At 61.6% G+C, this 23,636-nt stretch carries 19 protein-coding genes; 15 read left to right on the plus strand and 4 right to left on the minus strand.

Going from position 1 to position 23,636, the window contains the following annotated elements:
- Positions 1-69: 69 nt before the first annotated feature.
- From JAB4_RS23875 to JAB4_RS23885, 3 genes are read left to right on the plus strand one after another with little or no spacing between them, the layout of a single operon-like run.
- Positions 70-1,338 (plus strand): MFS transporter, encoded by a 1,269-nt coding sequence (locus JAB4_RS23875; protein ID WP_227742021.1) that lies wholly within the window; start codon positions 70-72, stop codon positions 1,336-1,338.
- 12 nt (positions 1,339-1,350) lie between these two features.
- Positions 1,351-1,698: a GIY-YIG nuclease family protein gene (locus tag JAB4_RS23880; protein WP_070224550.1), complete on the plus strand. Its 348-nt coding sequence runs from the start codon at positions 1,351-1,353 to the stop codon at positions 1,696-1,698.
- Positions 1,699-1,755: 57 nt separating this feature from the next.
- Positions 1,756-2,223 (plus strand): MarR family winged helix-turn-helix transcriptional regulator, encoded by a 468-nt coding sequence (locus tag JAB4_RS23885; protein WP_205602278.1) that lies wholly within the window; start codon positions 1,756-1,758, stop codon positions 2,221-2,223.
- Positions 2,224-2,229: 6 nt separating this feature from the next.
- Here JAB4_RS23885 and cqsA read toward each other — a convergent pair whose 3' ends face one another.
- Positions 2,230-3,474: an alpha-hydroxyketone-type quorum-sensing autoinducer synthase gene (cqsA, locus tag JAB4_RS23890; protein ID WP_070224548.1), complete on the minus strand. Its 1,245-nt coding sequence runs from the start codon at positions 3,472-3,474 to the stop codon at positions 2,230-2,232.
- 132 nt (positions 3,475-3,606) lie between these two features.
- On the opposite strand from cqsA, the gene JAB4_RS23895 reads away from it, so the two are divergent.
- Positions 3,607-4,959 carry a HAMP domain-containing sensor histidine kinase gene (locus tag JAB4_RS23895; protein WP_227742022.1) on the plus strand — a complete coding sequence of 451 codons (1,353 nt, stop codon included), beginning with the start codon at positions 3,607-3,609 and terminating at the stop codon, positions 4,957-4,959.
- A gap of 3 nt (positions 4,960-4,962) precedes the next feature.
- Positions 4,963-5,970: a response regulator gene (locus JAB4_RS23900; protein WP_070224546.1), complete on the plus strand. Its 1,008-nt coding sequence runs from the start codon at positions 4,963-4,965 to the stop codon at positions 5,968-5,970.
- Here JAB4_RS23900 and JAB4_RS23905 read toward each other — a convergent pair.
- On the minus strand, positions 5,967-8,498 hold the full coding sequence (locus tag JAB4_RS23905) for an FtsX-like permease family protein (RefSeq protein WP_070224545.1): 2,532 nt from the start codon (positions 8,496-8,498) through the stop codon (positions 5,967-5,969). The genes JAB4_RS23900 and JAB4_RS23905 overlap by 4 nt on opposite strands.
- A gap of 36 nt (positions 8,499-8,534) precedes the next feature.
- Positions 8,535-9,566: an adenosine deaminase gene (locus JAB4_RS23910; protein WP_070224544.1), complete on the minus strand. Its 1,032-nt coding sequence runs from the start codon at positions 9,564-9,566 to the stop codon at positions 8,535-8,537.
- A 570-nt stretch (positions 9,567-10,136) separates the two neighbouring features.
- Here JAB4_RS23910 and JAB4_RS23915 point away from each other — a divergent pair.
- The 8 genes from JAB4_RS23915 to JAB4_RS23950 all read left to right on the plus strand — a co-directional run bounded on the left by JAB4_RS23915 (position 10,137) and on the right by JAB4_RS23950 (position 19,477).
- The gene (locus JAB4_RS23915) at positions 10,137-12,059 is read left to right on the plus strand and encodes a PrkA family serine protein kinase (RefSeq protein WP_034754154.1); all 1,923 of its coding nucleotides are present in this window, start codon (positions 10,137-10,139) and stop codon (positions 12,057-12,059) included.
- Positions 12,060-12,131: 72 nt separating this feature from the next.
- Positions 12,132-13,400 carry a YeaH/YhbH family protein gene (locus JAB4_RS23920; protein ID WP_070224543.1) on the plus strand — a complete coding sequence of 423 codons (1,269 nt, stop codon included), beginning with the start codon at positions 12,132-12,134 and terminating at the stop codon, positions 13,398-13,400.
- A complete protein-coding gene (locus JAB4_RS23925) occupies positions 13,400-15,001 on the plus strand; it encodes a SpoVR family protein (RefSeq protein WP_070224542.1) in 1,602 nt (533 codons plus the stop codon). The genes JAB4_RS23920 and JAB4_RS23925 overlap by 1 nt, the downstream gene beginning before the upstream one ends.
- 539 nt (positions 15,002-15,540) lie before the next feature.
- Positions 15,541-16,197, plus strand: a complete 657-nt coding sequence (locus JAB4_RS23930; RefSeq protein ID WP_034754161.1) for an energy transducer TonB — start codon at positions 15,541-15,543, stop codon at positions 16,195-16,197.
- 86 nt (positions 16,198-16,283) lie between these two features.
- Complete coding sequence (locus JAB4_RS23935; RefSeq protein WP_166448878.1) at positions 16,284-17,216, plus strand: MotA/TolQ/ExbB proton channel family protein; 933 nt, start codon at positions 16,284-16,286, stop codon at positions 17,214-17,216.
- 5 nt (positions 17,217-17,221) lie between these two features.
- Complete coding sequence (locus JAB4_RS23940) at positions 17,222-17,650, plus strand: biopolymer transporter ExbD (protein WP_034754165.1); 429 nt, start codon at positions 17,222-17,224, stop codon at positions 17,648-17,650.
- Positions 17,651-17,755: 105 nt separating this feature from the next.
- The gene (locus JAB4_RS23945; RefSeq protein WP_176741207.1) at positions 17,756-18,187 is read left to right on the plus strand and encodes a biopolymer transporter ExbD; all 432 of its coding nucleotides are present in this window, start codon (positions 17,756-17,758) and stop codon (positions 18,185-18,187) included.
- A gap of 78 nt (positions 18,188-18,265) precedes the next feature.
- Positions 18,266-19,477, plus strand: a complete 1,212-nt coding sequence (locus JAB4_RS23950) for a hypothetical protein (RefSeq protein WP_070224541.1) — start codon at positions 18,266-18,268, stop codon at positions 19,475-19,477.
- A 33-nt stretch (positions 19,478-19,510) separates the two neighbouring features.
- On the opposite strand, the gene JAB4_RS23955 is transcribed toward JAB4_RS23950, so the two are convergent.
- The gene (locus tag JAB4_RS23955; protein ID WP_175444724.1) at positions 19,511-19,657 is read right to left on the minus strand and encodes a hypothetical protein; all 147 of its coding nucleotides are present in this window, start codon (positions 19,655-19,657) and stop codon (positions 19,511-19,513) included.
- A gap of 9 nt (positions 19,658-19,666) precedes the next feature.
- On the opposite strand from JAB4_RS23955, the gene JAB4_RS23960 reads away from it, so the two are divergent.
- Both JAB4_RS23960 and ileS read left to right on the plus strand, forming a co-directional pair.
- Positions 19,667-20,638 carry a bifunctional riboflavin kinase/FAD synthetase gene (locus JAB4_RS23960; protein ID WP_070224540.1) on the plus strand — a complete coding sequence of 324 codons (972 nt, stop codon included), beginning with the start codon at positions 19,667-19,669 and terminating at the stop codon, positions 20,636-20,638.
- Positions 20,639-20,705: 67 nt separating this feature from the next.
- Entirely contained in the window at positions 20,706-23,606 is a 2,901-nt protein-coding gene (ileS, locus tag JAB4_RS23965; RefSeq protein ID WP_070224539.1) for an isoleucine--tRNA ligase, read from the plus strand.
- The last annotated feature ends 30 nt before the right edge of the window (positions 23,607-23,636 follow it).

Raw genomic sequence — 23,636 nt, forward strand, 5'->3', positions numbered from 1 at the left:
TGGCAATATACTTGACTGCTCAAGCTTTCATCAACTACTATGCAATTTTAAAACAGGGACAAGATGAATATGCCAACCGCCACAGACACTGATTTGCTACGCAATACCAACTTCCGCTGGCTGCTGGGCGGCGGACTCGTCTCCATGCTGGGCGACCAGTTCAGCATGCTGGCCCTGCCCTGGCTGGTGCTGAGCCTGACGGGCGATAGCCTCAGCCTCGGCATCGCCGTGGCCCTGATGGGGGCGCCGCGCGCCGTGCTCATCTTGCTGGGCGGCACCATCGCCGACCGTTATTCGCCCCGGCGCGTGCTGCTGCTGAGCAAATATGCGAACGCCGCCATCCTGCTGGCACTGGCGGGGCTGCTGGTGCTGGACCTGGCCAGCCTGGCGCTCGCGTATGCGGCCGCGCTGGCGCTCGGCGTCGCGTCCGCCTTCGGCATTCCGGCCGGCACGGCCATCCTGCCGCAAGCCGTGCCTGCACCTACGTTGCAGAAAGCCAATGGCTTGCAGATGGGTGCGCGCCAGTTGTCCTTGCTGGCCGGTCCGCTGCTGGCGGCGCTCGTGCTGGGTGCCCACGGTAACGGGCAGCACACCTCCATGGCGGCGCTGGCCGCCGCCTTTGCCATCGATGCGCTGACGTTTGTGTTTTCCGCGTGGACCTTGCGCCAAGTCAAGCTGCGGCCCCTGGCTGCGGCTGCGGCGCCGCAAGGCATGTGGCGCGACATGGCGGCGGGCCTGGCCATGGTGTGGCGCGACTTGCCCCTGCGCAGCTGTTATGCCTACTGGGCCGTGGTGGCATTCTTCGTCATGGGTCCGCTGCAAGTCGCCTTGCCCGTGCTGGCCAGCGAGCGCCTGCACGGCGCCGCGGCGCTGGGCATGCTGATGGGCGCGCACGGCGCCGGCACCCTGGCCGGCATGCTGGCGTCCAGCCTGGGCGGCGCCTGGCTGCGCCGCCATTTCGGCGCCACCCTGCTGGCCGCCGACGCCATCGTGGCTTGCCTGTTGATGGCGCTGGGACAAATCGGCGCGGCCTGGCACGGCGCGGCCCTGCTGGCCGTCACGGGAGTGCTGGGCGGCTATGTGCAGGTGGCCATCTTTACGTGGATACAGCAGCGCGTGGCGCCCGCCATGCTGGGCCGGGCGATGGCTGTGTTCATGGGCATCTTCCTGGGACTGGCGCCCCTGTCGGCGGCGGCCACGGGTGCGCTGCTGCGCCACGTGAGCGTTGGCGAGCTGTTCTGCGTCGGCGGCGCTCTGCTGCTGGCCGCCGCCATCGCCGCCGCCCTGTTCACGGATATTGCCCACATCGCAAGCACCGATTACGTCACCCAAGCTTAAGGAAATCACAACATGGATAAAACACAGCAAGCAGCCTTGAAAGCAGCTTACCGGCAACAAGCGCCCGCGCTGGGCATCATCGCGCTGCGCCACCTGCCCAGCGGATGCACCCTGCTCGAACGCAGCCGCAACGCGCCCGGCGCGCTGAACCGCCACCGCTTCGAACTGAACCTGGGCAAGCACCGCAACGCCCGCCTGCAGGCGGACTGGCGGCGCGACGGTGCGGCGGCTTTCCGCTTCGACATCATCGACACCGTCGATCAATCCGCCGATCCCGCCTTCGATGCGGATGCCGAACTGGACGCCCTGCTGGCGCTGCACCAGGCGCAGCTGCTGGAACAGGGACAGGCACGCTATTGAGCGGCCATGCTTTATACTTGCGCACTCACGCACTGCGCAGCAAATGAAAAGGATGTCATGACCGAACACACTCTCCCGATGCCGGACGGCGGCGGCGCGCTGGACTTTTGCCTGCGCCTGGCGCGCGCCCAGGCGCTCATCGTGCGCCGCTTCGACAGCATCCTGGGCAATCTGCACGGCCTGAGCTTCAGCGATTACCAATTGCTGTACCACTTGCAGCGGGCGCCCGGCGGACGCCTGCGCCGCATCGACCTGGCCGAGCGCCTGGCGCTGACGGCATCCGGCATCACGCGCTCGCTGATGCCGCTGGAAAAAATCGGCCTGGTGGCGCGCCAGGCCGATGCACGCGATGCGCGCGTCGGCTACGCCGCCATCACCGAGGCGGGACTGGCATTGCTGGCGCACGCGAATACGACGGCGCAGGCGCTGGGACAGGAATTGCTGGGCAATGCCAGCGCGGACCAGCTGGCGCCCCTGTCCATGCTGCTGGGCACGATCGCCGGCAACCAGCCCGCCAACGGCTGACGCGCGCTACACCAGCGCCAGCTTGCGCAGGCGCCGCGTCGAGGGCCAGCGCGCCATGCCCGTCTCGTCGCGGATGGCGGCGCAGGCGGCCAGCACTCTTGCGCACTCGTCCTCGCGCAAACCCGCATTCAGGGTCAGGCGCACCAGCGAACGGTTCTTCGGCGTGGCTGGCGCACAGAAGACGGCGCCGTAGATGCCGTGCCGTTCCAGCGCCTTGCGCAGGATCAAGGTATCGGGTTCGCTGCCCGCTTCCAGCGCGATGATCTGCTCGGTGCCGTCGCTGACGTTGTAGCCGAGATCCGTCAACCCCTGGCGCAGCTGCACGCTGTGGCGGTGCAGCGCGGCGCGGCGGCCATCGGCGGCGCGGATGAAGTCGAGCGCCGCATCGAACCACGCCAGCTCGTGTTCGAGCAGGCAGGAACTGAAGATGGCTGGCCGCGAAGCGGACAAAAAATAGCCCTTAAAACGGGCCGAACAGGTAATCAGCCCGGCCCGGCCCGCGAACGCCTTGGCCAGCGACGCCGTGCGGAAATGCACGCGCTCGGCCAGGCCCAGCTCCGCCACCAGCCCCGCGCCCTGCGGGCCGTGCGTGCCCAGCGAGTGCGACTCGTCGACGATCAGCATGCTGCCGCTGCGTTCGGCAATTTCCACCATGTCCAGCAGCGGCGCCACGCTGCCGTTGGTGCTGTACAGCGCATCGACGATGATGATGCCGGGGCCATGCTTGTCGAGCTGGCGCTGCAGGTGGGCGCCATCGTTGTGCAGGAAGGCGACGGGCACGGCTTGCGCCGATTGCACGCCTTCCCACAACGACGCATGCGCCTGCATGTCCAGATACACGGGAATGCCAGGTCCGGCCAGGCTTTGCAGCAAGCCCACGTTGGCAGCCCAGCCCGACTGCGCCAGCACGCACGCCTCGCTGCCGAGAAAATCCGCCAGCTTGTGTTCCAGCCGGTGCTGGCGGCTGCCTTCCTGCAGGAACACGGACGACATCAGCATGGCGCCGCCGCCCTGCAAGACGCGCGCCTGGGCCGCCAGCAGCGCCGCCTCGCCGGCGATGTTCAGGTAATCATTACCTGCCAGCATGACCGCACCGGCCGGCACGGCTTGCCATTCATGCAGGTGTTCGCCGCCGAGCAGCTTCTCGATGCGCTCGACATAGTGCTCATCCATGCGCGCGCGCACGAAGGCGGGCATCCTTTGCTCGGCATGGATGGCGCGGGACGACAGAGGGGAAAGGGCGTGTGACATAGGGACTCCTGATTGGTTGCGGTGGGAACTACCGCGTCCAACATGCGCGAGTCATCCGGCAAGAGTTTGATACAGCTCAACAGTTGTGCCGATATTGTGCTGATACAGAGGGAACCCGCCGATCATGTTGCATTGATAAGCCTCAACGAACACGCCCCCCTGATCATGATGCATGCGCAGTCCCCTTCCGGAAAACGGTGGCAAGGCAAGCTGCTCCAGCCTTTCCTGCATTTCCACGACGCCATCGAACACACGCCCGTGCGGCGTGCGCAGGTGCGCACCCTGGCGCTCATCGGTGCACTGGGCATGCCCCTGTACTACGCGCTGTGGCATTACTTCTTTCCGCAAGAATACGAATCGCCGCTGCTGCGCACGGTGGCGGCGCTGCTGTTCCTGCCCGCGCTGTGGCCCGGCCGCTTCAGCAATACCTGGTTCAGCGTCTACCTGTTCCTGGGGCTGACCTTCGAACTGCCGTTTTTCTTTACATATATGTTCCTGATGAACCACGCCTCGACGCTGTGGATGCATTCACTGCTGGTGGCGCTGGTCGTGCTGTTTCACTTCGATACGCGCATCGCCGTGCTGGCCTACCTGGGCGGCACCCTGCTGGCTTGCCTGGCGTTTGCCGTGGCCGGCGATCCCGCCTTCCTGCTCAGCCGCGACGTCTTGCAGCAATTGCCCGTGCACTGGTTCACGATTGCCGTGCTGTCCGTCGTCAAGGTGGGCCGCAACGTGGGCGCGCAGGAGAAACTGGCCGGGCTGGCGGCCGGCCTGGGCAGCGTGGCGCACGAATTGCGCACGCCCCTCGTCAGCGTCGAGGCAAACGTGCGCGGCCTGCAGCGCGGCCTGCAGCAAAACCTGCAAGGACAGCCGCCGGACGAGGCCAGCCGGGAAGCGCTGGCGCGCATCCAGTTCGAAGTGCGCCATATGCACCACATGATCGATCTGTTCCTGCTCAGCGCCAGCGCCGTCAACCGCAAGCTCGAAGCCAACGAGGCGGTGGCCATGCACGACAGCGTGACGGCCGTGCTGCGCCGCTACCCATTTACCAGCACGGCCCAGCGCGACATCGTCAAGGTCGACGTGCGCGCCGATTTCACGTTTCCCGGCCAGTCCGAGCTGTGCGTGGTCATCCTGCTGAACCTGCTGCGCAATGCCTTGAAAAGCATCCACCGCGCCGGCAAGGGAAGAGTGCGCATCATCATCGATGGCGCCCATCCCGTGCCGCGCCTGCTGTTCATCGATACGGGCTGCGGCATCGCGGCCAGCCGCTTGCCGCTGATCTTCGACCGCTTCTATTCGTATCCCTCGCATAACGGCAGCGGCATCGGCCTGGCCCTGTGCCGGCAAATCATGCAAGCCTGGCAGGCGCGCATCCGCTGCGTCGCGCGCGAAGGCGCCTACGCCATCTTCGTGCTGGAATTTCCCCAGCCCCTGCCCGTGCCCACGCACAACCGTTTTCCATCCATCCACCGCGCGAGGTGACGCATGCAACTGCCCGTCTACACCCATCCGACCCTGACCGTATTGATCGACGACAGCGATTCCTTCCTGAAAAGCCTGGCGTTCCAGCTCGATCCCGGCCTGGCGCGCAAGACTTTCCACGACACGAGCAGCGCGCTGCACTGGCTGCGCCAGAGTACGCAGCCGGGCGAGACGCCGCTGCACGTCAATTTCGACACGCAAAACCTGCCGCCCGACCAGTGCAACGTGGCACTCGACATCGAACGCATCTGGCGCATCAGCGGCCAAGCGCAGCGCTTTGCCGTGCCTTCCGTGCTGGTGGTCGATTATTCGATGCCGCAGATGAATGGCCTGGAATTCTGCCAGGCCGTGCGCGACTTGCCGTGCAAGAAGATTTTATTTACGGGCGCGGCCGATGAAAAGGTGGCCGTGACGGCCTTCAACCGGGGCTTGATCGACCGCTACATCAAGAAGAGCGACGACGATGCGCTCGACATCCTGGAACAGGAAATCGTTGCCCTGCAGCGCGAATTCTTCCTGCAGCAATCGGAAACCGTGCGCGATCTGCTGATGCTGCACGACTACAGTTTCCTGCAAGACGAGGCGCTGGCCGCCGTCGTGCACGAGCTGTGCCAGCGCCACGGCTTCGTCGAGTTTTATATTTTCCCCAATCCCAGCGGCATCCTGTTCTTCACGCGCGACGGCCACGCCAAGCTGATGATCATCGAGACGGAACGCAGCCTGCACACGCAGTATGAAATGGCGCGCGACAGCGACGCGCCCGATTCATTGCTGCAGGCCCTGCTGGAAATGCGCGTGATTCCCTACTTTTCCGACGCCGACAGCGACGGCATGTACGCAGCGCAGATAGGCGAGAACTGGTTTCGCTACTGCGCCGCGCCCACCATCTGCCTGGGCGGCGTGACCTATTTCTGGGCCCTGTTCGACGTGCCGGCGCACCAGCTGGGACAACCGGTGATGTCCTACGCGCAATTTCTACGCGCGGGCGCGGGCGACGGCGTCAGTGTTTAGCCTTCCCTTAAGGTCTGTAGCGGCGGATGTTTCAGGACATTGCGCAAGCCCAGCCAGCCGCCGGCGATCGCGCACAGGGCGCCGGCCAGCAGGCCGAAGGCCCACACGCCCGGCGCGAAGCTCCAGGCGAACTTGAACTGGTACGTCGCCAGCGCCCAGCCCATGGCCGCCGCGCCCGATGCCGCCAGCAAGCCGGCCAGCGCGCCGACGAGGGAAAACTCGATCAGCTGCGCCTGCGCCAGCTGGCGCCGCGTGGCGCCCAGGGCGCGCAGCAGTCCCGCTTCGCGCGTGCGCTCGTCCTGCGAGCCCATCAAGGCCGCATACAGCACCAGCAAGCCCGAGGCCAAGGTAAAGGCAAACAGGAATTCGACGGCCGTCACCACCTGGTCCAGCACGCCCTGAATTTGTTTGAGCACGCCGCCCACGTCGACCACCGTCAAATTCGGATAGTCGCGCAGCAGGGCGTTGCCCAGGTCCGCCTGCGCAGGCGGCAGGTGGAAGGCCGTGATCCACGTCTGCGGCGTGTCCGCCATGGCGGCCGGATTGATGATGACAAAGAAATTGACGCGCATCGAACCCCATTCCAGCTTGCGCAGACTCGTGATCGCCGCTTCGACGCTCTGGCCGGCGATGTCGAAGCGCAGCTTGTCGCCCAGCTTCAGCTTCAATGTCTTGGCGATGCCCTCCTCCACCGACGCTTCCGCCGGCGCGCCGGGCTTGTCGCTGAACCACTTGCCGGCCACGAGCTTGTTTTCTTCCTGCATCGTGGCCATCGTCGACAGATTGAATTCGCGGTCGGCCAGGCCCTTGGCGCGGTCATCCTCGTACGTGCTTTCCGTGATGGCGTTGCCGTTCACGGCCACCAGGCGCCCGCGTATCATCGGATACAAAGGCGCATTAGCCACGCCCGCCTGCGCCAGGCGCGCGGCGATCGGGTCTTTCTGCTCGGGCAAGATATTGATCATGAAGCGGTTCGGCGCATCGGGCGGCGTGGCGTTGCGCCAGGCCACCATCAGGTCGCCGCGCACCACGGTCAGCAGCAGCAAGGCCATCAGGCCCAGGGCCAGCGACACCACCTGGATGACGGTGGCGCCCGGGCGGCGCTGCAATGACGTGACGGCAAAGCGCCAGCCCTGATGCTTGAAGGCGCCGCGCAGGCTTTTCAGCGACTTGATGCCCAGCCAGCCGGCCAGGCCGAACAGGGCGAAGCCGCCGAGGAAGCCGGCCGCCGTCAGCAAGGCCAGTTTCACGTCGCCCGCCTGCCACAACAGCAGCACGACGAAGGCGGCAATGCCGAGGCCGTAGGTGGCCAGGGCCAGCGCCTGCGGCGGCTCCTGCTCGCGGCGGATCACCCGGTTATGGGGCACATTGCGCAACTGCAAAATCGGCGGCAAAGCAAAACCGAGTAACAGCAACATGCCGGTGGCCACGCCCTGCAGCGCGGGCAGCAGGGACACGGGCGGCAAGTCGCTCTGCACGAGCTTGCCCAACAGCTCCAGCAGCACCAGGTGGCCGCCGAAGCCCACCATCACGCCGATCAGGCTGCCCACCAAGCCCACCAATAAAAATTCGATCACGTACATGGCCGTGACCTGGTTTTGCGTCAGGCCCAGGCAGCGCAGCATGGCGCAGGCGTCGAGGTGGCGCAGCATGAAGCGGCGCGCCGCCATGGCCACGGCGACGGCCGCCAGCATGGCCGACAGCAAGCCGACGAGGGACAGGAAACGGTCGGCGCGGTCCAGGGTCGATTGCATCTGCGGGCTGCCCGATTCCAGCGATTCGATGCGCACGCCTTTGATGGACTGCGCCTTGATCTGGCTTTCCAGCAAGGTTTGATATTGCGCAAGCTCGGCCGCCTTGGCGGGCGGCGCCGACAGCAGCAGCCGGTACGACACGCGCGAGCCGTTCTGCACCAGCGCCGTGGCGGCCAAGTCGCCGAGGGGCAGCATCACTCTCGGGGCGAAATTGAGGAACGATGCGCCGCGGTCCGGTTCGCTGGCGATCAGTTGCGTGACCGTAAAGGCCTTGTCGCCCAGGGTCAGGGTGTCGCCCAGCTTCGCGTTCAGGCTGGACAGGATAGCCGCATCGACCCACACGGTGCCGGGCGCAGGCACCTGATCCGTGGGCCGCCCCACGGCATCCTGCGCTTCGCTCGGTTTGGTCGTGATTTTCAGCTTGCCCCGCTGCGGGTAGCCGGGCGAGACGGCCTTGATGGACGCCAGTTGCGACAGCGATCGCTCGCCCTCGCCCGCCTGCGCCATGCTGGGAAACGTCACCGTGTCGGCCAGGATAAAACCGCGCTTCTGCGCTTCGGCGCGCCAGGCCGCATTGACGGGCTGGTCGGCGCTGATGACGAGGTCGGCCCCCAGCAGCTGGTGCGCGTCGCGGTTCAGGCCCGCGCGCAGGCGGTCGACGAAGAAGCCGACGGCCGACAGGGCCGCCACGGCGACGATCAGCGCGACGAGCAGGAAACGCAGTTGCCCGGCGCGCCAGTCGCGGCCGGTCATTTTCAGGGAGAGGCGGAACATGGGCGGCGGGTCTTTATGCGAGTTGGTTGTGATGCGTTATTGCGCGATGCCGTGGGCGGCCGCGTGCTGCGCGAAATACGCATCGACGGTGGCAAGAAACGCGTCTTTTTGCGCCTGCGGCAGGAAGGCGGCGATGAAACCGTTGCGCGCCAGGCGTTGCGCGTGGGACAGGCCCAGCGGCAAGGCATCGAAGATGGCGTCGAAATTGTCATTCATGTAGCCGCCGAAATAGGCAGGATCGTCCGAGTTCACCGTCACCAGCAGACCGGCGTCGAGCAGTTGCACCAGGTTATGGTCATGCATCTGGTCGAACACGCGCAGCTTGGTGTTCGACAGGGGGCAGACGGTGAGCGCGATCTGTTCGCGCGCCAGGCGGGCCGTCAGTTCCGCGTCTTCCAGGCAGCGCACGCCATGGTCGATGCGCTCGACTTTCAAGTCGTCGAGCGCCGTGCGGATGTAGGCCGGCGGGCCTTCCTCGCCCGCGTGGGCCACCAAGTGCAGGCCCAGCTCGCGGCAACGGGCAAACACGCGCGAGAATTTCTCGGGCGGATTGCCCACTTCCGACGAATCGAGGCCGATGCCGATGAACTTGTCGCGGTGCGGCAGCGCGTCTTCCAGGGTCTCGAACGCCTCTGCCTCGCTCAGGTGGCGCAGGAAGCACAGGATCAGGGCCGCGCTGACGGGGCTATCCTGGCAGGCGCGGTGGATGCCGTTGATCACGTCGGCCATCGGCACGCCGCGCGCCGTGTGCGTCTGCGGGTCGAAGAAGATTTCCGTGTGCAAGACGTTATCGGCTTCGGCGCGGCGCAGGTAGGCTTGCGTCATGTCATAGAAATCCTGCTCTTTCAAGAGCACGCTTGCGCCAGCGTAATAAATGTCGAGAAAAGACTGTAAATCCGTAAAAGCATAGGCGCTGCGCAAGTGTTCCACAGATTCATAGCCCAGCGGCACGCCATTGCGCTCGGCCAGTGCGAAAATCAGTTCTGGCTCCAGCGAGCCTTCGATATGGATATGCAATTCGGCTTTCGGCATGCCGCGGACGATCGCGCGCAATTGGGGGTTCATCATGGGTGTTCCTTATAGGGTGACGATAAAAATGCTGGCGCGCGCGCGCGGCGCGCAGTGCCATCAGACATGCAGGCATCTTAGCGCAAGATGGCCGGCCTCACCGGCGCCCGGCCGCCGTGGCGCCGGCAACGGCAGCGCCACGGCACGCACCGGCACGCGCTGGCGAATTGTCGTATGATGATTTAAAAGGGACAAAAAGGTTCATTGAAATCGATGGAAAATTTGATGGTTTATCCAATTAAATCAACAATTTACAAACAAGTATTAAGGATATGCTGACATATCTTTTGACTTCCTGATCCTTTAGAGCAATAATAAATTTCATGGGGTAATGGTAGGTGCAACAAGCGCTATCAACAGTGAAAAAAAAGCCGGCTGGCCACGTCAGCGCACGGCATCAAGCGCCAGTTTTTTGGTCCGGGCAATCCGGACTCGCAAAGACAGCCGGGCTTGAAACAACAATAAAAATCGGTACGAGGTACAGGAAAAGTTCAGACGGCAAGCCCAGGCGAGTGCCAGGCGGGCGGCCATGGTGACTGGCAGTTCAGGTTTACATTAAAGGACATTGACATGACCATTTTTGATAACTATGCAGCACGCTACGAGCGCACCCGCGAAGAGGAAATGTCGCTCACCGAGTACCTGGCCCTGTGCAAGAAGGACAAGCTGACGTATGCCAGCGCGCCCGAACGCATGCTGGCCGCCATCGGCGAGCCGCAGCTGGTCGACACGCGCAACGACACGCGCCTGTCGCGCATCTTCGCCAACAAGGTGATCAAGATCTATCCCGCCTTCCGCGAGTTCTACGGCACCGAGGAAGTCATCGAACAAGTCGTCTCCTACTTCCGCCACGCGGCGCAAGGCCTGGAAGAACGCAAGCAGATCCTGTACTTGCTGGGGCCCGTCGGCGGCGGCAAGTCGTCGATCGCGGAAAAACTCAAGTCGCTGATGGAACACGTGCCCTTCTATTGCCTGAAAGGCTCGCCCGTCAATGAGTCGCCGCTGGGCCTGTTCAACGAGGAAGAGGACGGCACCATCCTCGAAGAGGATTACGGCATCCCGCGCCGCTACCTGCGCAACATCCCCAGCCCGTGGGCCGTGAAACGCCTGCATGAATACAATGGCGATATCAACCAGTTCCGCGTCGTCAAGCGCTATCCGTCCGTGCTCAAGCAAATTGCCATCTCGAAAACGGAGCCGGGCGACGAAAACAACCAGGATATTTCCTCGCTGGTGGGCAAGGTCGACATCCGCAAGCTGGAAGACTATGCGCAGGACGACCCCGACGCCTACAGCTATTCGGGCGGCCTGTGCCTGGCCAACCAGGGCTTGATGGAATTCGTGGAAATGTTCAAGGCGCCGATCAAGGTGCTGCATCCGCTGCTGACGGCCACGCAGGAAGGCAACTACAAGGGCACGGAAGGCTTCGGCGCGATACCGTTCGACGGCATCATCCTCGCGCACTCGAACGAGTCGGAATGGAAGACGTTCAAGAACAACCGCAACAACGAGGCATTTCTTGACCGTATCTATATCGTCAAGGTGCCGTACTGCCTGCGCGTCTCCGATGAAATCAAGATCTATGACAAGCTGGTGGCCAATTCCTCGCTGGTGAAAGCCCCGTGCGCGCCCGGCACCCTGCGCATGATGGCGCAGTTCGCCATCCTGTCGCGCCTGAAAGACCCGGAAAACTCGAGCATTTTCTCGAAGATGCTCGTCTACGATGGCGAAAACCTCAAGGATACGGACCCGAAAGCCAAGTCCATGCACGAATATGTCGATTACGCGGGCGTGGACGAGGGCATGAACGGGCTGTCGACGCGCTTTGCCTTCAAGATCCTGTCGAAAGTGTTCAACTTTGACAATTCCGAAGTGGCCGCCAATCCCGTGCACTTATTATATGTACTGGAACAGCAGGTAGAGCGCGAGCAGTTCGCGCCGGAACTCGAGCAGCGCTACTTCTCCTATATTAAAGAGCACCTGGCGCAGCGCTACGTGGAATTCATCGGCAAGGAGATCCAGACGGCGTACCTGGAAAGCTATTCGGAATACGGGCAGAATATTTTCGACCGCTATGTGACGTTCGCCGATTTCTGGATACAGGACCAGGAATACCGCGATCCAGACACGGGCGAAAGTTTTGATCGCGAATCGCTGAACAATGAGCTGGAAAAGATCGAGAAGCCGGCGGGTATTTCCAATCCGAAGGATTTCCGCAACGAAATCGTCAACTTCGGGCTGCGTGCGCGGGCCTCGAACGGCGGCAAGAATCCCGCCTGGACCAGTTATGAAAAGTTCCGTACGGTGATCGAAAAGAAAATGTTTTCGAATACGGAGGAATTGCTGCCCGTGATTTCCTTCAATGCCAAGGCCAGCGCCGACGATGCCAACAAGCACGCCGACTTCGTGGCCCGCATGGTGGAAAAAGGCTATACGGCCAAGCAGGTACGCCTGTTATGCGAATGGTACTTGCGAGTACGCAAGTCATCCTAGCGCGGACAGCGGAGGCGCGCTCCGGCCTGACGACCGGCGGGGCGCGCAAGACGAGAAGCAAGGAGGCACCCTTTGACATACCTTATCGACAGGCGCTTGCAAAGCAAGAATAAATCCGCCGTCAACCGCGAGCGTTTCCTGCGGCGTTACAAGGGCCAGATCAAGGATGCCGTGGGGCGCGCCATCAAGGGGCGCTCGATCACGGACGTCGAGAATGGCGAGAAGGTCAGCATCCCCGTCAAGGATGTGGGCGAACCGTCGTTTGGCCACGCGCATGGCGGCGTATGGGAAGTGGTCAATCCCGGCAACAAGGAATACCTGAAGGGCGACCAGATCGCCCGGCCGAAAGGCGGCGGTGGCGGCGGGCGGGGCAAGGCGGGCAATAGCGACGAGACGACGGAAGACGATTTCATCTTCGAATTGTCGCGCGAAGAATTCATGAATTATTTCTTCGAAGACTTGGAATTGCCGCACATGGTGAAAACCCAGCTGACGGCCACCACGGAATTCAAGAACCAGCGCGCCGGCTACAATATGTCGGGCACCCCATCGAACATCCACGTGCTGCGCTCCCTGCGCGGCGCGCTGGGCCGGCGCATCGCCGTCGGCGGCGGCGCCCGCAAGCAGCTGGCGCAGGCCGAGGAAGACCTGGCCGTCCTGCTGCACGAAGGCGCGCCCGACAGCGACCCGCTCGTCACGGAACTGCGCCGCCTGATCCACCACCTGCACACGCGCCTGCTGGCGATTCCCTTCATCGACCCGTTCGACTTGCGCTACAGCAACCGCATCAAGGTGCCCAAGCCGATGACGCAAGCCGTCATGTTCTGCATCATGGACGTCTCCGGCTCCATGGACGAATCGCGCAAGGACACGGCCAAGCGCTTCTTCATCCTGTTATATCTGTTCCTCAAGCGCGTCTACGACAAGATCGAGGTGGTCTTCATCCGCCACCATACGGCGGCGGCGGAGGTCGACGAGCATGAATTCTTCAATTCGCGCGAGTCCGGCGGCACCGTCGTGTCGTCCGCGCTGCACTTGCTCAACACCATCATCGACGAACGCTATGGCGCCGGGCAATGGAACAGCTATGTCGCGCAGGCGTCCGACGGCGACAACTGGGACAACGATTCCATGCTGTGCCGCCAGTTGCTGATCAATACCATCATGCCCAAGGTGCAGTACTACACCTATGTCGAGATCACCGACGGCCCGCAGCAAAACCTGTGGGAGCAATATGCGGGCGTGCTCGACCATCACGCCCATTTCGCCATGCAAAAGATCGTCACGCCGGCCGATATCTACCCGGTCTTCCGCGAACTGTTCAAGAAACAGGTGAAATGATGAGTGCAGCCTTTGACCGCGCCAGCAATACTCCGGGCGAACCGTTCGTGCGCCTGCGCCACCCGAACGCCCTGCCCGAGCAGTCGGAATGGACGTTCGAGCTGATCGAGCAAATCCACGAGGAAATCCGCCGCGTGGCGAAACAGTTTGGCCTCGACACCTATCCGAACCAGCTGGAAATCATTACGGCCGAACAGATGATGGATGCCTACACCTCGGTCGGCATGCCCGTCTCCTACAACCATTGGTCGTTCGGCAAGCATTTTTTATCTACCGAGAAAAGCTACAAGCGGGGCCAGATGGGCCTGGCCTACGAGATCGTCATCAACTCCAATCCGTGCATCGCCTATTTAATGGAGGAAAACAGCCTGACCATGCAGTCGCTGGTAATCGCGCATGCGGCCTACGGCCATAACTCCTTTTTTAAAGGCAATTACCTGTTCCGCGCCTGGACGGATGCGGACGCCATCATCGACTATATGGTGTTTGCCAAGAATTACATCGCCGAATGCGAGCAGCGCCATGGCGTCGATGCCGTGGAATTGCTGCTCGACTCGTGCCACGCCATCCAGAACTATGGCGTGGACCGCTACAAGCGCCCGGCGAAACTGTCGATGGCGAAGGAATATGCGCGCCAGAAAGAGCGCGAAGCCTATGTGCAGTCGCAGATCAACCAGCTGTGGCGCACCCTGCCCCGGCGCGACGAGGACGACGACGAGGACGACCAGCGCAAGGCCGCCGCCCGCTTTCCGCCCGAACCCGAGGAAAACCTGCTGTACTTTATCGAGAAGTACGCGCCGCTGCTGGAACCGTGGCAGCGCGAGATGGTGCGCATCGTGCGCAAGATTTCCCAGTATTTCTATCCGCAGCGGCAAACCCAGGTCATGAATGAAGGCTGGGCCACCTTCTGGCATTACACGATATTGAACCAGCTCTACGACGAAGGCGTGGTGGGCGACGGCTTCATGATGGAATTTCTGAAAAGCCATACCAACGTGGTCTACCAGCCGCCCATCGACAGCCCGTATTACAGCGGCATCAACCCGTATGCGCTGGGTTTTGCCATGATGAGCGACATCCGCCGCATCTGCGAGCATCCGACGGACGAAGACCGCGCCTGGTTTCCCGACATGGCCGGCAGCGACTGGCGCAAGAGCCTGGACTTTGCCATGCGTAATTTCAAGGATGAAAGCTTCATCGCCCAGTATTTATCGCCGCGGCTGATCCGCGAATTCCATTTCTTTGCCGTCCTCGACGACGACAAGAATGAAAAGCTGGCCATTTCCGCCATCCACGACGATGCCGGCTACCGCTACGTGCGCCAGCAGCTGGCCGAGCAGTACAACCTGGGCAACCGCGAGCCGAATATCCAGGTGTGGTCCGTCAATACGCGCGACGACCGCGCATTGACCTTGCGCCACACGCAATTCCAGCGCCGCCCGCTGAACCAGCAGGCGGCCGAGGTGCTCAAGCACGTGGCGCGGCTGTGGGGCTTTGATGTCCACCTCGATACGGTCGACCCGCAGGGCGTCGTCCTGGGCACTCTGAATTGCCGGCGGGAAAAGCGCAACCGGCGCGACGACCCTGCCGTCCGGCCATGAAATGATTTATTGATAATAATCAATGGCAAGAATATAAGCGTTTCCTATGCCTACATAGGAATTCCGTATGGCCTGGCGGCGTCAAAAGGGCCGCCGGGACCGCCTTTTTTGACCTGGATAAAGTCCCTTCCGCACCCGTTTGGTGCGCGCGCGCCGCTAAGTGGTCTGGTTCCGAGCTAAAACATTTCCAAAAGGAAAGATTTTCCTCCAAATTTAGCGGTTTCCATATTGAATATCACGAAATATAATTCCGCCAGATGGGCACATCGGAGAACTTAGCAGTGGTAGCCCAAAACGGCTGTAAAAAACCGATAAGACCGCCTTTTTTTATGTCCGAAAGCGTGCAAAGATGACATAAGCAAGTACGTTTTCAGGGCGCAAAAGCGCTAAAAATTTAACCGGTTTTAGGCGTTAAAAATCTGTGTAAAATAAAGAATTCGTATGTATAATTCGGCGACGTCCCGGATACGGCTGGAGCTTTGTGTCGTCATTTTGGGGTTCAGTTGCAAGACAAGAGATGGTATTTGGAGAAAGCAGGCATGAATTTTTCGAACGAGAAAAGTCCCAAGAACTACACAGGCATCACTATCGTTGTCCTGCTGCACGTTCTCGCGGCTTACGGGATCGTGACGGGCTTGGGCAAGCGGTTGGTCACCAAAATGATGGAACCGGTTGAAACCAAGATTATCGAGGAAGTCAAACCGCCTCCACCGAAGGATCTTCCACCGCCACCACCGCCGCCAGAAATGAAAGCGCCACCGCCGCCATTCATTCCGCCAGTCGAGGTGAACGTGCAGCAGCCGCCGCCACAGCAGAACGTGATTGCAAATACGACTGCCGTGAAGCCAGCCACGAATGTATTGGCACCGCCAGCACCGCCTGCACAGCCTGCGCCAACTCCTGGACCAGCCAAATCGGTGCGTACGCCGGCCGTGGTTGACTTCAGTGTCTGCGAAAAGCCGGCTTATCCAAAGTCGTCGCAGCGCAATGAGGAAACCGGTGTGGTGACACTGTCGTTCCTGATCGGTGTAGACGGCAAGGTCGCTGATTCGAAGATCGTGAAGTCCAGCGGCTTCAGAGACCTGGACAAAGCCGCAGTGCAAGGTATTAGCCGCTGTACATTTAAGCCGGCAACAGTTGACGGCAAGCCGGAACAAGGCTGGCAGCAAATGCAATACGTTTGGTCGCTGGATTAAAACCCGAGGCAGTTATCCCCTGTCTCACACTATGATTTCGTTGTCATTACGTTCAGCGATCTGTTATTTTTAATTTTGGAGGAAGCATGTTTAAGAATACCCGTTTGTCCGCATTTTTTGCCGCGGTTCTGTTGTCCGTTACCGCTACTACCGCTCTGGTAGCAGCTCCGGCATTCGCTGACGCGCCAGCATCGGCTGCCGCTTCGGCTCCAGCGGCAGACGCTGCAGCAGCACCAGCACCAGCTGCTGACGCAGCCGCTCCAGCAGCAGACGCAGCAGCTCCAGCCGCTGACGCAGCAGCTCCAGCCAAAACCGAAGAAGTCCACAACCCGTTCGGCCTGCAAGCAGTGTGGGACGGCGGCTTCGTGCCACGCGCCACCCTGATCATCCTGGCCATCATGTCGATCGGCAGCTGGTACATCATCATCACCAAGCTGATGGATCAAATGAAGATCTTCAAGCAAGCGAAAGAAACCGCTGCCAAATTCTGGAAAGCTCCTTCGATCGCTGCTGGTTCGGCAACCCTGACCGAAGGCTCGCCATTCCGCTTCATCGCTGAATCGGGCACCAAGGCAACGGCTCACCATGACGGCGCCCTGCTGGAACAAATCGACCTGTCGACCTGGGTGACGATGTCGATCCAGCGCGCTTCGGACAAAGTCCAGTCGCGTCTGCAAGATGGCCTGTCGTTCCTGGCAACCGTTGGTTCGACCGCACCGTTTATCGGTCTGTTCGGTACCGTTTGGGGTATTTATGGCGCGCTGACCAACATCGGCATGACCGGTAACGCGTCGATCGATAAAGTTGCAGGTCCAGTTGGTGAAGCACTGATCATGACCGCTTTCGGTCTGCTGGTCGCCGTTCCTGCCGTTCTGGGTTACAACTGGCTGGTGCGTCGTAACAAAACTGCAATGGAAGACGTACGCTCGTTCAGCGCCGACGTTCACTCGGTACTGATCTCCGGCGCAATGTCGACCAGCGAAGCTGGCCGTGCTGCCGGCGCTAAAAAGATCGGATAAGAATCATGTCGATGTCCGTCGGCTCCGACAGCGGAGATGAAGATCAAGTAATGTCAGAAATCAACACGACGCCGCTCGTCGACATCATGTTGGTTTTGCTGATCATTTTCTTGATCACCAGTCCGGTTGTCCTCAAATTGCAGAAAATCGATCTGCCGATCGAGGCCAACCAAGCCCTTCAAAGCAAGCCAGAAAACGTCAACATCGTTGTCAACAAGGATGGCGAGATTTATCTGGGCCAGAAGAAACTGAAAGATACGAGCGAACTGTTCGATTATCTGAAAGTTGAAGCAGTGAAAGTACCGCAGCCGGAAGTACACGTTCGTGGCGACCAAGAAACACGCTACGAATCGATCGGCCGGGTTATTTACACGACCCAACGTGCCGGGATCCAGAAGGTCGGCTTCATCACCGAACCACCTGACAAGGGCTGATAGCGACTGGCAGCGGCGTCCCGGCAACACGGGGACGCCACTGCCGGAAGCTGACCGGGCGGCAGTTTCGCCCGGTGCTTCGTTGGACTTCTTAAAGGAAACACTATGAGTATGAATGTCGGTTCGGGAAGCGCTCCAGGCGCGGATCCGGAACCAATGATGGAACTGAACATGACGCCCCTCATCGACGTGATGCTGGTGCTGATTATCATGTTGATCATCACGATTCCTAAGCAAAACCACTCGGTGAACTTGAACATGCCGGTCGGCACCCCGCCGCCACCGACAACCGAACCAGTGGTCGTCACGATCGATGTCGATTTTGACGGTACGATCTTGTGGGACAATCAGGTCGTTCCTGACCGCGCTTCGCTGGAAGCCAAGCTGAGCAACGTTGCTGCGCAAGCAGACCAGCCGGAAGTGCATCTGCGTCCGAACAAGCTGGTGGAATACAAAGTCGTCGCCGGTGTGATGGCGTCGGCGCAGCGTCTGGGCGTGACCAAAATCGGTCTGGTCGGCAACGAGCAATTCCAGTAAGCTGCAGCAATCAGGTTCTCTTTACATCCGAATAGGCAGGACTTCCTGCCTATTCGCTTTTTACTGAAAGACTTTCTTATGTCCAAGTTTCGTCTCGCTCATCTCGGCCTCGTCATGGCCGCTATCGGTTTTACCGCAGCAACTCCCGTAATCGGCCTGGGCTCGCTGGCATACGCCGCGGACACCGTGCGTGCCGAAGTGGGCAAGCCACTGCAAGAAGCGCAAAAACTCGCTAGCAGCGGCAAAAACAAGGAAGCGCTGGCCAAGCTGCGCGAAGCTGACAGCGTCGGCGGCAAGACCGCCTTTGAAAGCTACCAGATCGAGCGCGTGCGCGCCTCGGCCGCTGCTGCCGCCGGCGACAACGGCACCGCCATCAAGGCTTTTGAAGCCGTCATCAATTCCGGCCGCCTGAGCGCCGCCGAAGCTCCCAAATTCACGCAAGCGCTGGCAGGCATGTACTACCGCGCCAAGGATTGGCCGAATACCATCACCTGGATCAAACGTTCGCTGAAAGACCGCGAAGATCCACAGATGCGCGAACTGCTGATCCAGACCTACTACGTCAGCGGCAACTACGCCGAAGCGGCGAAAGAACTGCAAGCGCGCGGCGGCAACTCGGAAGCGAGCCTGCAAATGCTGGCCAACATCCAGTTGAAGCAAAACGACAAGGCCGGCTATGTGTCGACCCTGGAAAAACTGGCGTCGAGCTATCCGAAAACCAGCTACTGGGCCGACCTGCTGAACCGCGTTTCCGGCAAGCCTGGCTTCTCGCAACGCCTGGGCCTGGACGTCCAGCGCCTGCGCCTGGCCAACGGCCTGTTCACCAAGCCTTCCGAATACATGGAAATCAGCCAGTTGGCCTTGCAAGCAGGCAATCCTGGCGAAGCGCTGAGCATCATCGAGCAGGGCTACAAAAAAGGCGTGCTGGGCACCGGCGCCGATGCCGCCCGTCACCAGCGCCTGAAAGACCTGGCCCTGAAGACCCAGGCTGACCTGAAGGCCAACGCCGCCAAGTCGGAAGCGGAATACGTCAAGAACAAGGACGCCGACAGCTTGAGCAAGCTGGGCTTCGCCCTGGTCTACGATGGCCAGGCAGAAAAAGGCCTGGGCTTGATGAATGACGCCGTGAAACTGGGCACCGCCAAGTATCCGGAAGAAGCCAAGCTGCACCTGGGCATCGCCTACATCCACGCCGGCAAGAAAGCCAACGCATCGACAGCACTCAAAGCCGTCAAGGGCACGGATGGCGCGGCTGACCTGGCACGCTACTGGGCATTGATGAATAAATAAGATAATATCGTCAAGATATTGTCGGGCAGCTAGTCAATTGCCCATCACTAAAGCGTTGCCAGCACCCTTGCCGGCAACGCTTTTTATCATTTCAGCAGGGAAATTGCCCGTGCGGCCGCCCTGCCGGGTGTGCATCCCTGAAACAGTCCGTATAATCCCCCTTTTGGCACAGTTTTTCATCAGATTCCTATGAAGGTATTCCGCGGACTTCCCAATGCCCAGGCACGAGCGCCTTGCGCTCTGACCATCGGCAATTTTGACGGTGTCCACATCGGCCATCAGGCCTTGCTGGCGCGCGTGCGCGAAGCTGCCACTGAACTCGGCATCGAAGCGGCCGTGATGACGTTCGAACCGCACCCGCGCGAATTCTTCGCGCAGCGCGCGGGCGACCTGTCGAAGGCGCCGCAGCGCATCGCCAACCTGCGCGACAAGCTGCAGTCGCTGGATGACGCCGGCATCGACCGCGTGGTCGTCGAGCATTTCAGCGCCCAGTTCGCCGCCTTGACGCCGCAGGAATTCACGGAAAAAGTCCTCGTTGACGGCTTGCACGTGAAATGGCTGATGGTCGGCGACGACTTCTGCTATGGCGCCCGGCGCGCCGGCGACGTCGCCATGCTGCAGGAAGCGGGCCGCGAATACGGTTTCCACGTAGAAACTTTGCCGACGGTGATGAACGGCAGCACGCGCATCTCCTCGTCGGCCGTGCGCCTGGCCCTGGCCGCCGGTGATTTCCTGCTGGCCACGCAGTTGCTGGGCCATCCGTACGCCATTTCCGGCCACGTCATCCACGGCCAGAAGCTGGGCCGCACCCTCGGTTTTCCCACCCTGAACCTGCGCGTGGCGCACCGCCCCGCCCTGTCCGGCATCTTCATCGTGCAAGTGCACGGCCTGGGACCAGTACCGCTGCCCGCCGTGGCCAGCCTGGGTGTGCGCCCCACCGTCGACGACAGCGGCCGCGTCTTGCTGGAGGTGCATCTGTTCGATTTCGCCCAGTCCTGCTACGGCAAGCTGGTACGCGTGGAGTTCCTGGAAAAGCTGCGCGACGAAGAAAAGTACGACGACTTGCCCACCCTGACGGCCGCCATCGAGCGCGACTCGAACCAGGCGCGCGCCTATTTTGAGCAGCGCAGCGGCGCCATTACCGCCACCGACCGAATTTGACGCCGCCCAACTCCGTCGCCTGGCGGCTCCTGCCGCCGCAAACCATTCAATATCATTAAAGAAGACTATGTCCGATCAAAACAAGCCAGCCACGCCCAAGCAGAACAAGAAGCCTGAAAGCAAATACCCGGTCAACATGACGGAAACCCCATTCCCGATGCGCGGCGACATGGCCAAGCGCGAGCCGCAATGGGTACAGCAATGGCAAGACAAGAAGATTTATGAGCGCGTGCGCAAGGCTGCCGCCGGCCGTCCGAAATTCATCCTGCATGACGGCCCGCCGTACGCGAATGGCGACATTCACCTGGGCCACGCCGTCAACAAGATCCTGAAGGACATGGTCGTCAAGTCGCGCTCGCTGGCCGGCTTCGACGCGCCGTATGTGCCGGGCTGGGATTGCCACGGCATGCCGATCGAGATCCAGATCGAAAAACTGCACGGCAAGAACCTGCCGACGGCTGAAGTCCTGGAAAAGGCACGCGCCTACGCCAACGTGCAGGTCGAGCGCCAGAAGAAGGATTTCATTCGCCTAGGCGTGCTGGGCGAGTGGGACAACCCGTATTTGACGATGGCGCACGGCAATGAAGCGGACGAATTGCGCGCGCTGGGCAAGCTGCTGGAAAAAGGCTATGTCTACCGCGGCCTGAAACCGGTCAACTGGTGCTTCGACTGCCAGTCGGCGCTGGCCGAAGCGGAAGTGGAATACGCGGAAAAACGCGATCCCGCCATCGACGTCGGCTTCAAGTTCGCCGAGCCGGAAAAACTGGCGGCCGCCTTTGGCCTGCCGTCCCTGCCGACCGATAACGGCTTCATCGTCATCTGGACCACCACCCCGTGGACCATCCCGTCGAACCAGGCGCTCAACGTGCACCCGGAAGTCAAATATTCGCTGGTGAAGACCGAGCGCGATGGCCAGCCATTGCTGCTGATCCTGGCGCAAGACCTGGTCGTCGCCAGCCTGGCGCGCTTCAAGCTCGAAGGCACGACGATCGCCACCTGCGACGGCGCGGCCCTGGCCGGCATCAGCTTCCGCCACCCGCTGCACGCGAGCGACGCGTTCTACGACCGTTTGTCGCCCTTGTACCTGGCCGAATACGTGACCACGGAAAGCGGCACGGGCGTGGTGCACTCGGCGCCAGCCTACGGCCTGGACGACTTTATCTCGTGCAAGGCGCACGGCATGAAGGACGACGACATCATCAAGCCCGTCATGGGCGACGGCAAATTCGCCTCGACTCTGCCCCTGTTCGGCGGCATGACCATCTGGGAAGCGTCTAAGCCGATCTGCAACGCCTTGCGCGAAGCGGGCGCGCTGTTCGAAGTCAAGATGTTCGACCACAGCTACATGCACTGCTGGCGCCATAAGACGCCGATCATCTACCGCGCCACCTCGCAGTGGTTCGCCGGCATGGACGTGACGCCGAAGGACGGCGGCGCAACCCTGCGCGAGACGGCCTTGAAAGGCATCGCCGACACCGAGTTCTTCCCGGACTGGGGCCAGGCGCGCCTGCACGGCATGATCGCCAACCGTCCCGACTGGACCCTGTCGCGCCAGCGCCAGTGGGGCGTGCCGATGGCCTTCATCGTGCACAAGGAAACGGGCGACCTGCATCCGCGCACGCCGGAACTGCTGGAGCAAGTGGCCAAGCTGATCGAAAAGAACGGCATCGAGGCATGGCAGGCGCTGGACCTGAAAGACCTGATCGGCGACGAAGCGGCCATCTACGCCAAGAACAAGGATACCCTGGACGTGTGGTTCGATTCCGGCGCCACGCACCAGACGGTGCTGGGCGGCCCGCAGGCGCACGGTTCGCACTCGACGCAGCTGCAATTCCCGGCCGACCTGTACCTGGAAGGCTCGGACCAGCATCGCGGCTGGTTCCACTCGTCGCTGCTGGTGTCGTCGATGCTGAACGGCCGTCCGCCGTACAAGGCGCTGCTGACGCACGGCTTCACGGTCGATGGCGAAGGCAAGAAGATGTCCAAGTCGCTGGGCAACACGCTGGCACCGCAAAAGATCTCGGACACCCTGGGCGCGGACATCCTGCGCCTGTGGATCGCTTCGACCGACTACACGGGCGAGCTGTCGATCTCCGATGAAATCCTCAAACGCGTGACGGAATCGTACCGCCGCATCCGCAACACCCTGCGCTTCCTGCTGGCGAATACGTCGGACTTCAATCCGGCCACGGACGCCGTGCCGGTGGCGGAGATGTTCGAAATCGACCGCTATGCGCTGGCCAACATGGCATCGCTGCAGCAGCAGATCGAGAACAACTACGCGCGCTACGAGTTCCACCCCGTCGTGTCGAAGCTGCAGACGTACTGCTCGGAAGACCTGGGCGGCTTCTACCTGGACATCCTGAAGGACCGTCTGTACACCTCCGGTTTAACGTCGCACGCGCGCCGTTCGGCGCAGACGGCCCTGTGGCACATCACGCAAAGCCTGCTGCGCCTGATGGCCCCGGCCCTGTCGTTCACGGCCGAAGAAGCATGGGCAGTCTTCGCCGGCGCGGATGCATATGCCGCCAGCGATGAAACCATCTTCACGCAAACCTGGTGGCAGCTGCCGGAAGTGTCGGACGCGGCCGACCTGCTGGAGAAATACACGGCCCTGCGCGCCGTGCGCACGGACGTCACCAAACAGCTGGAAGACTTGCGCACCTCGGGCGCCATCGGTTCCTCGCTGCAGGCGGAACTGACGATCAAGGCCGCGCCGATGAAGTACAAGCTGTTGACCACCCTGGGCGACGACTTGAAATTCGTCTTCATCACCTCGCAGGCAACCGTGGCCGAAGTGGCAGACGAAGCAGCCGAGGAAGTGGTCGTGGCCGCGTCGACGGCGCCGAAGTGCGAGCGCTGCTGGCACTACCGCGCGGACGTGGGCACGGACGCCGCGCATGCTACCCTGTGCGGCCGCTGCGTCAGCAACCTGTTTGGCGCGGGCGAGAAACGCCGCTTCGCCTAACAACGTCGTCAAAATCTACTGCGCGTCGCG

The sequence above is a fragment of the Janthinobacterium sp. HH102 genome, from assembly GCF_001758625.2.
GTDB lineage: Bacteria > Pseudomonadota > Gammaproteobacteria > Burkholderiales > Burkholderiaceae_D > Janthinobacterium.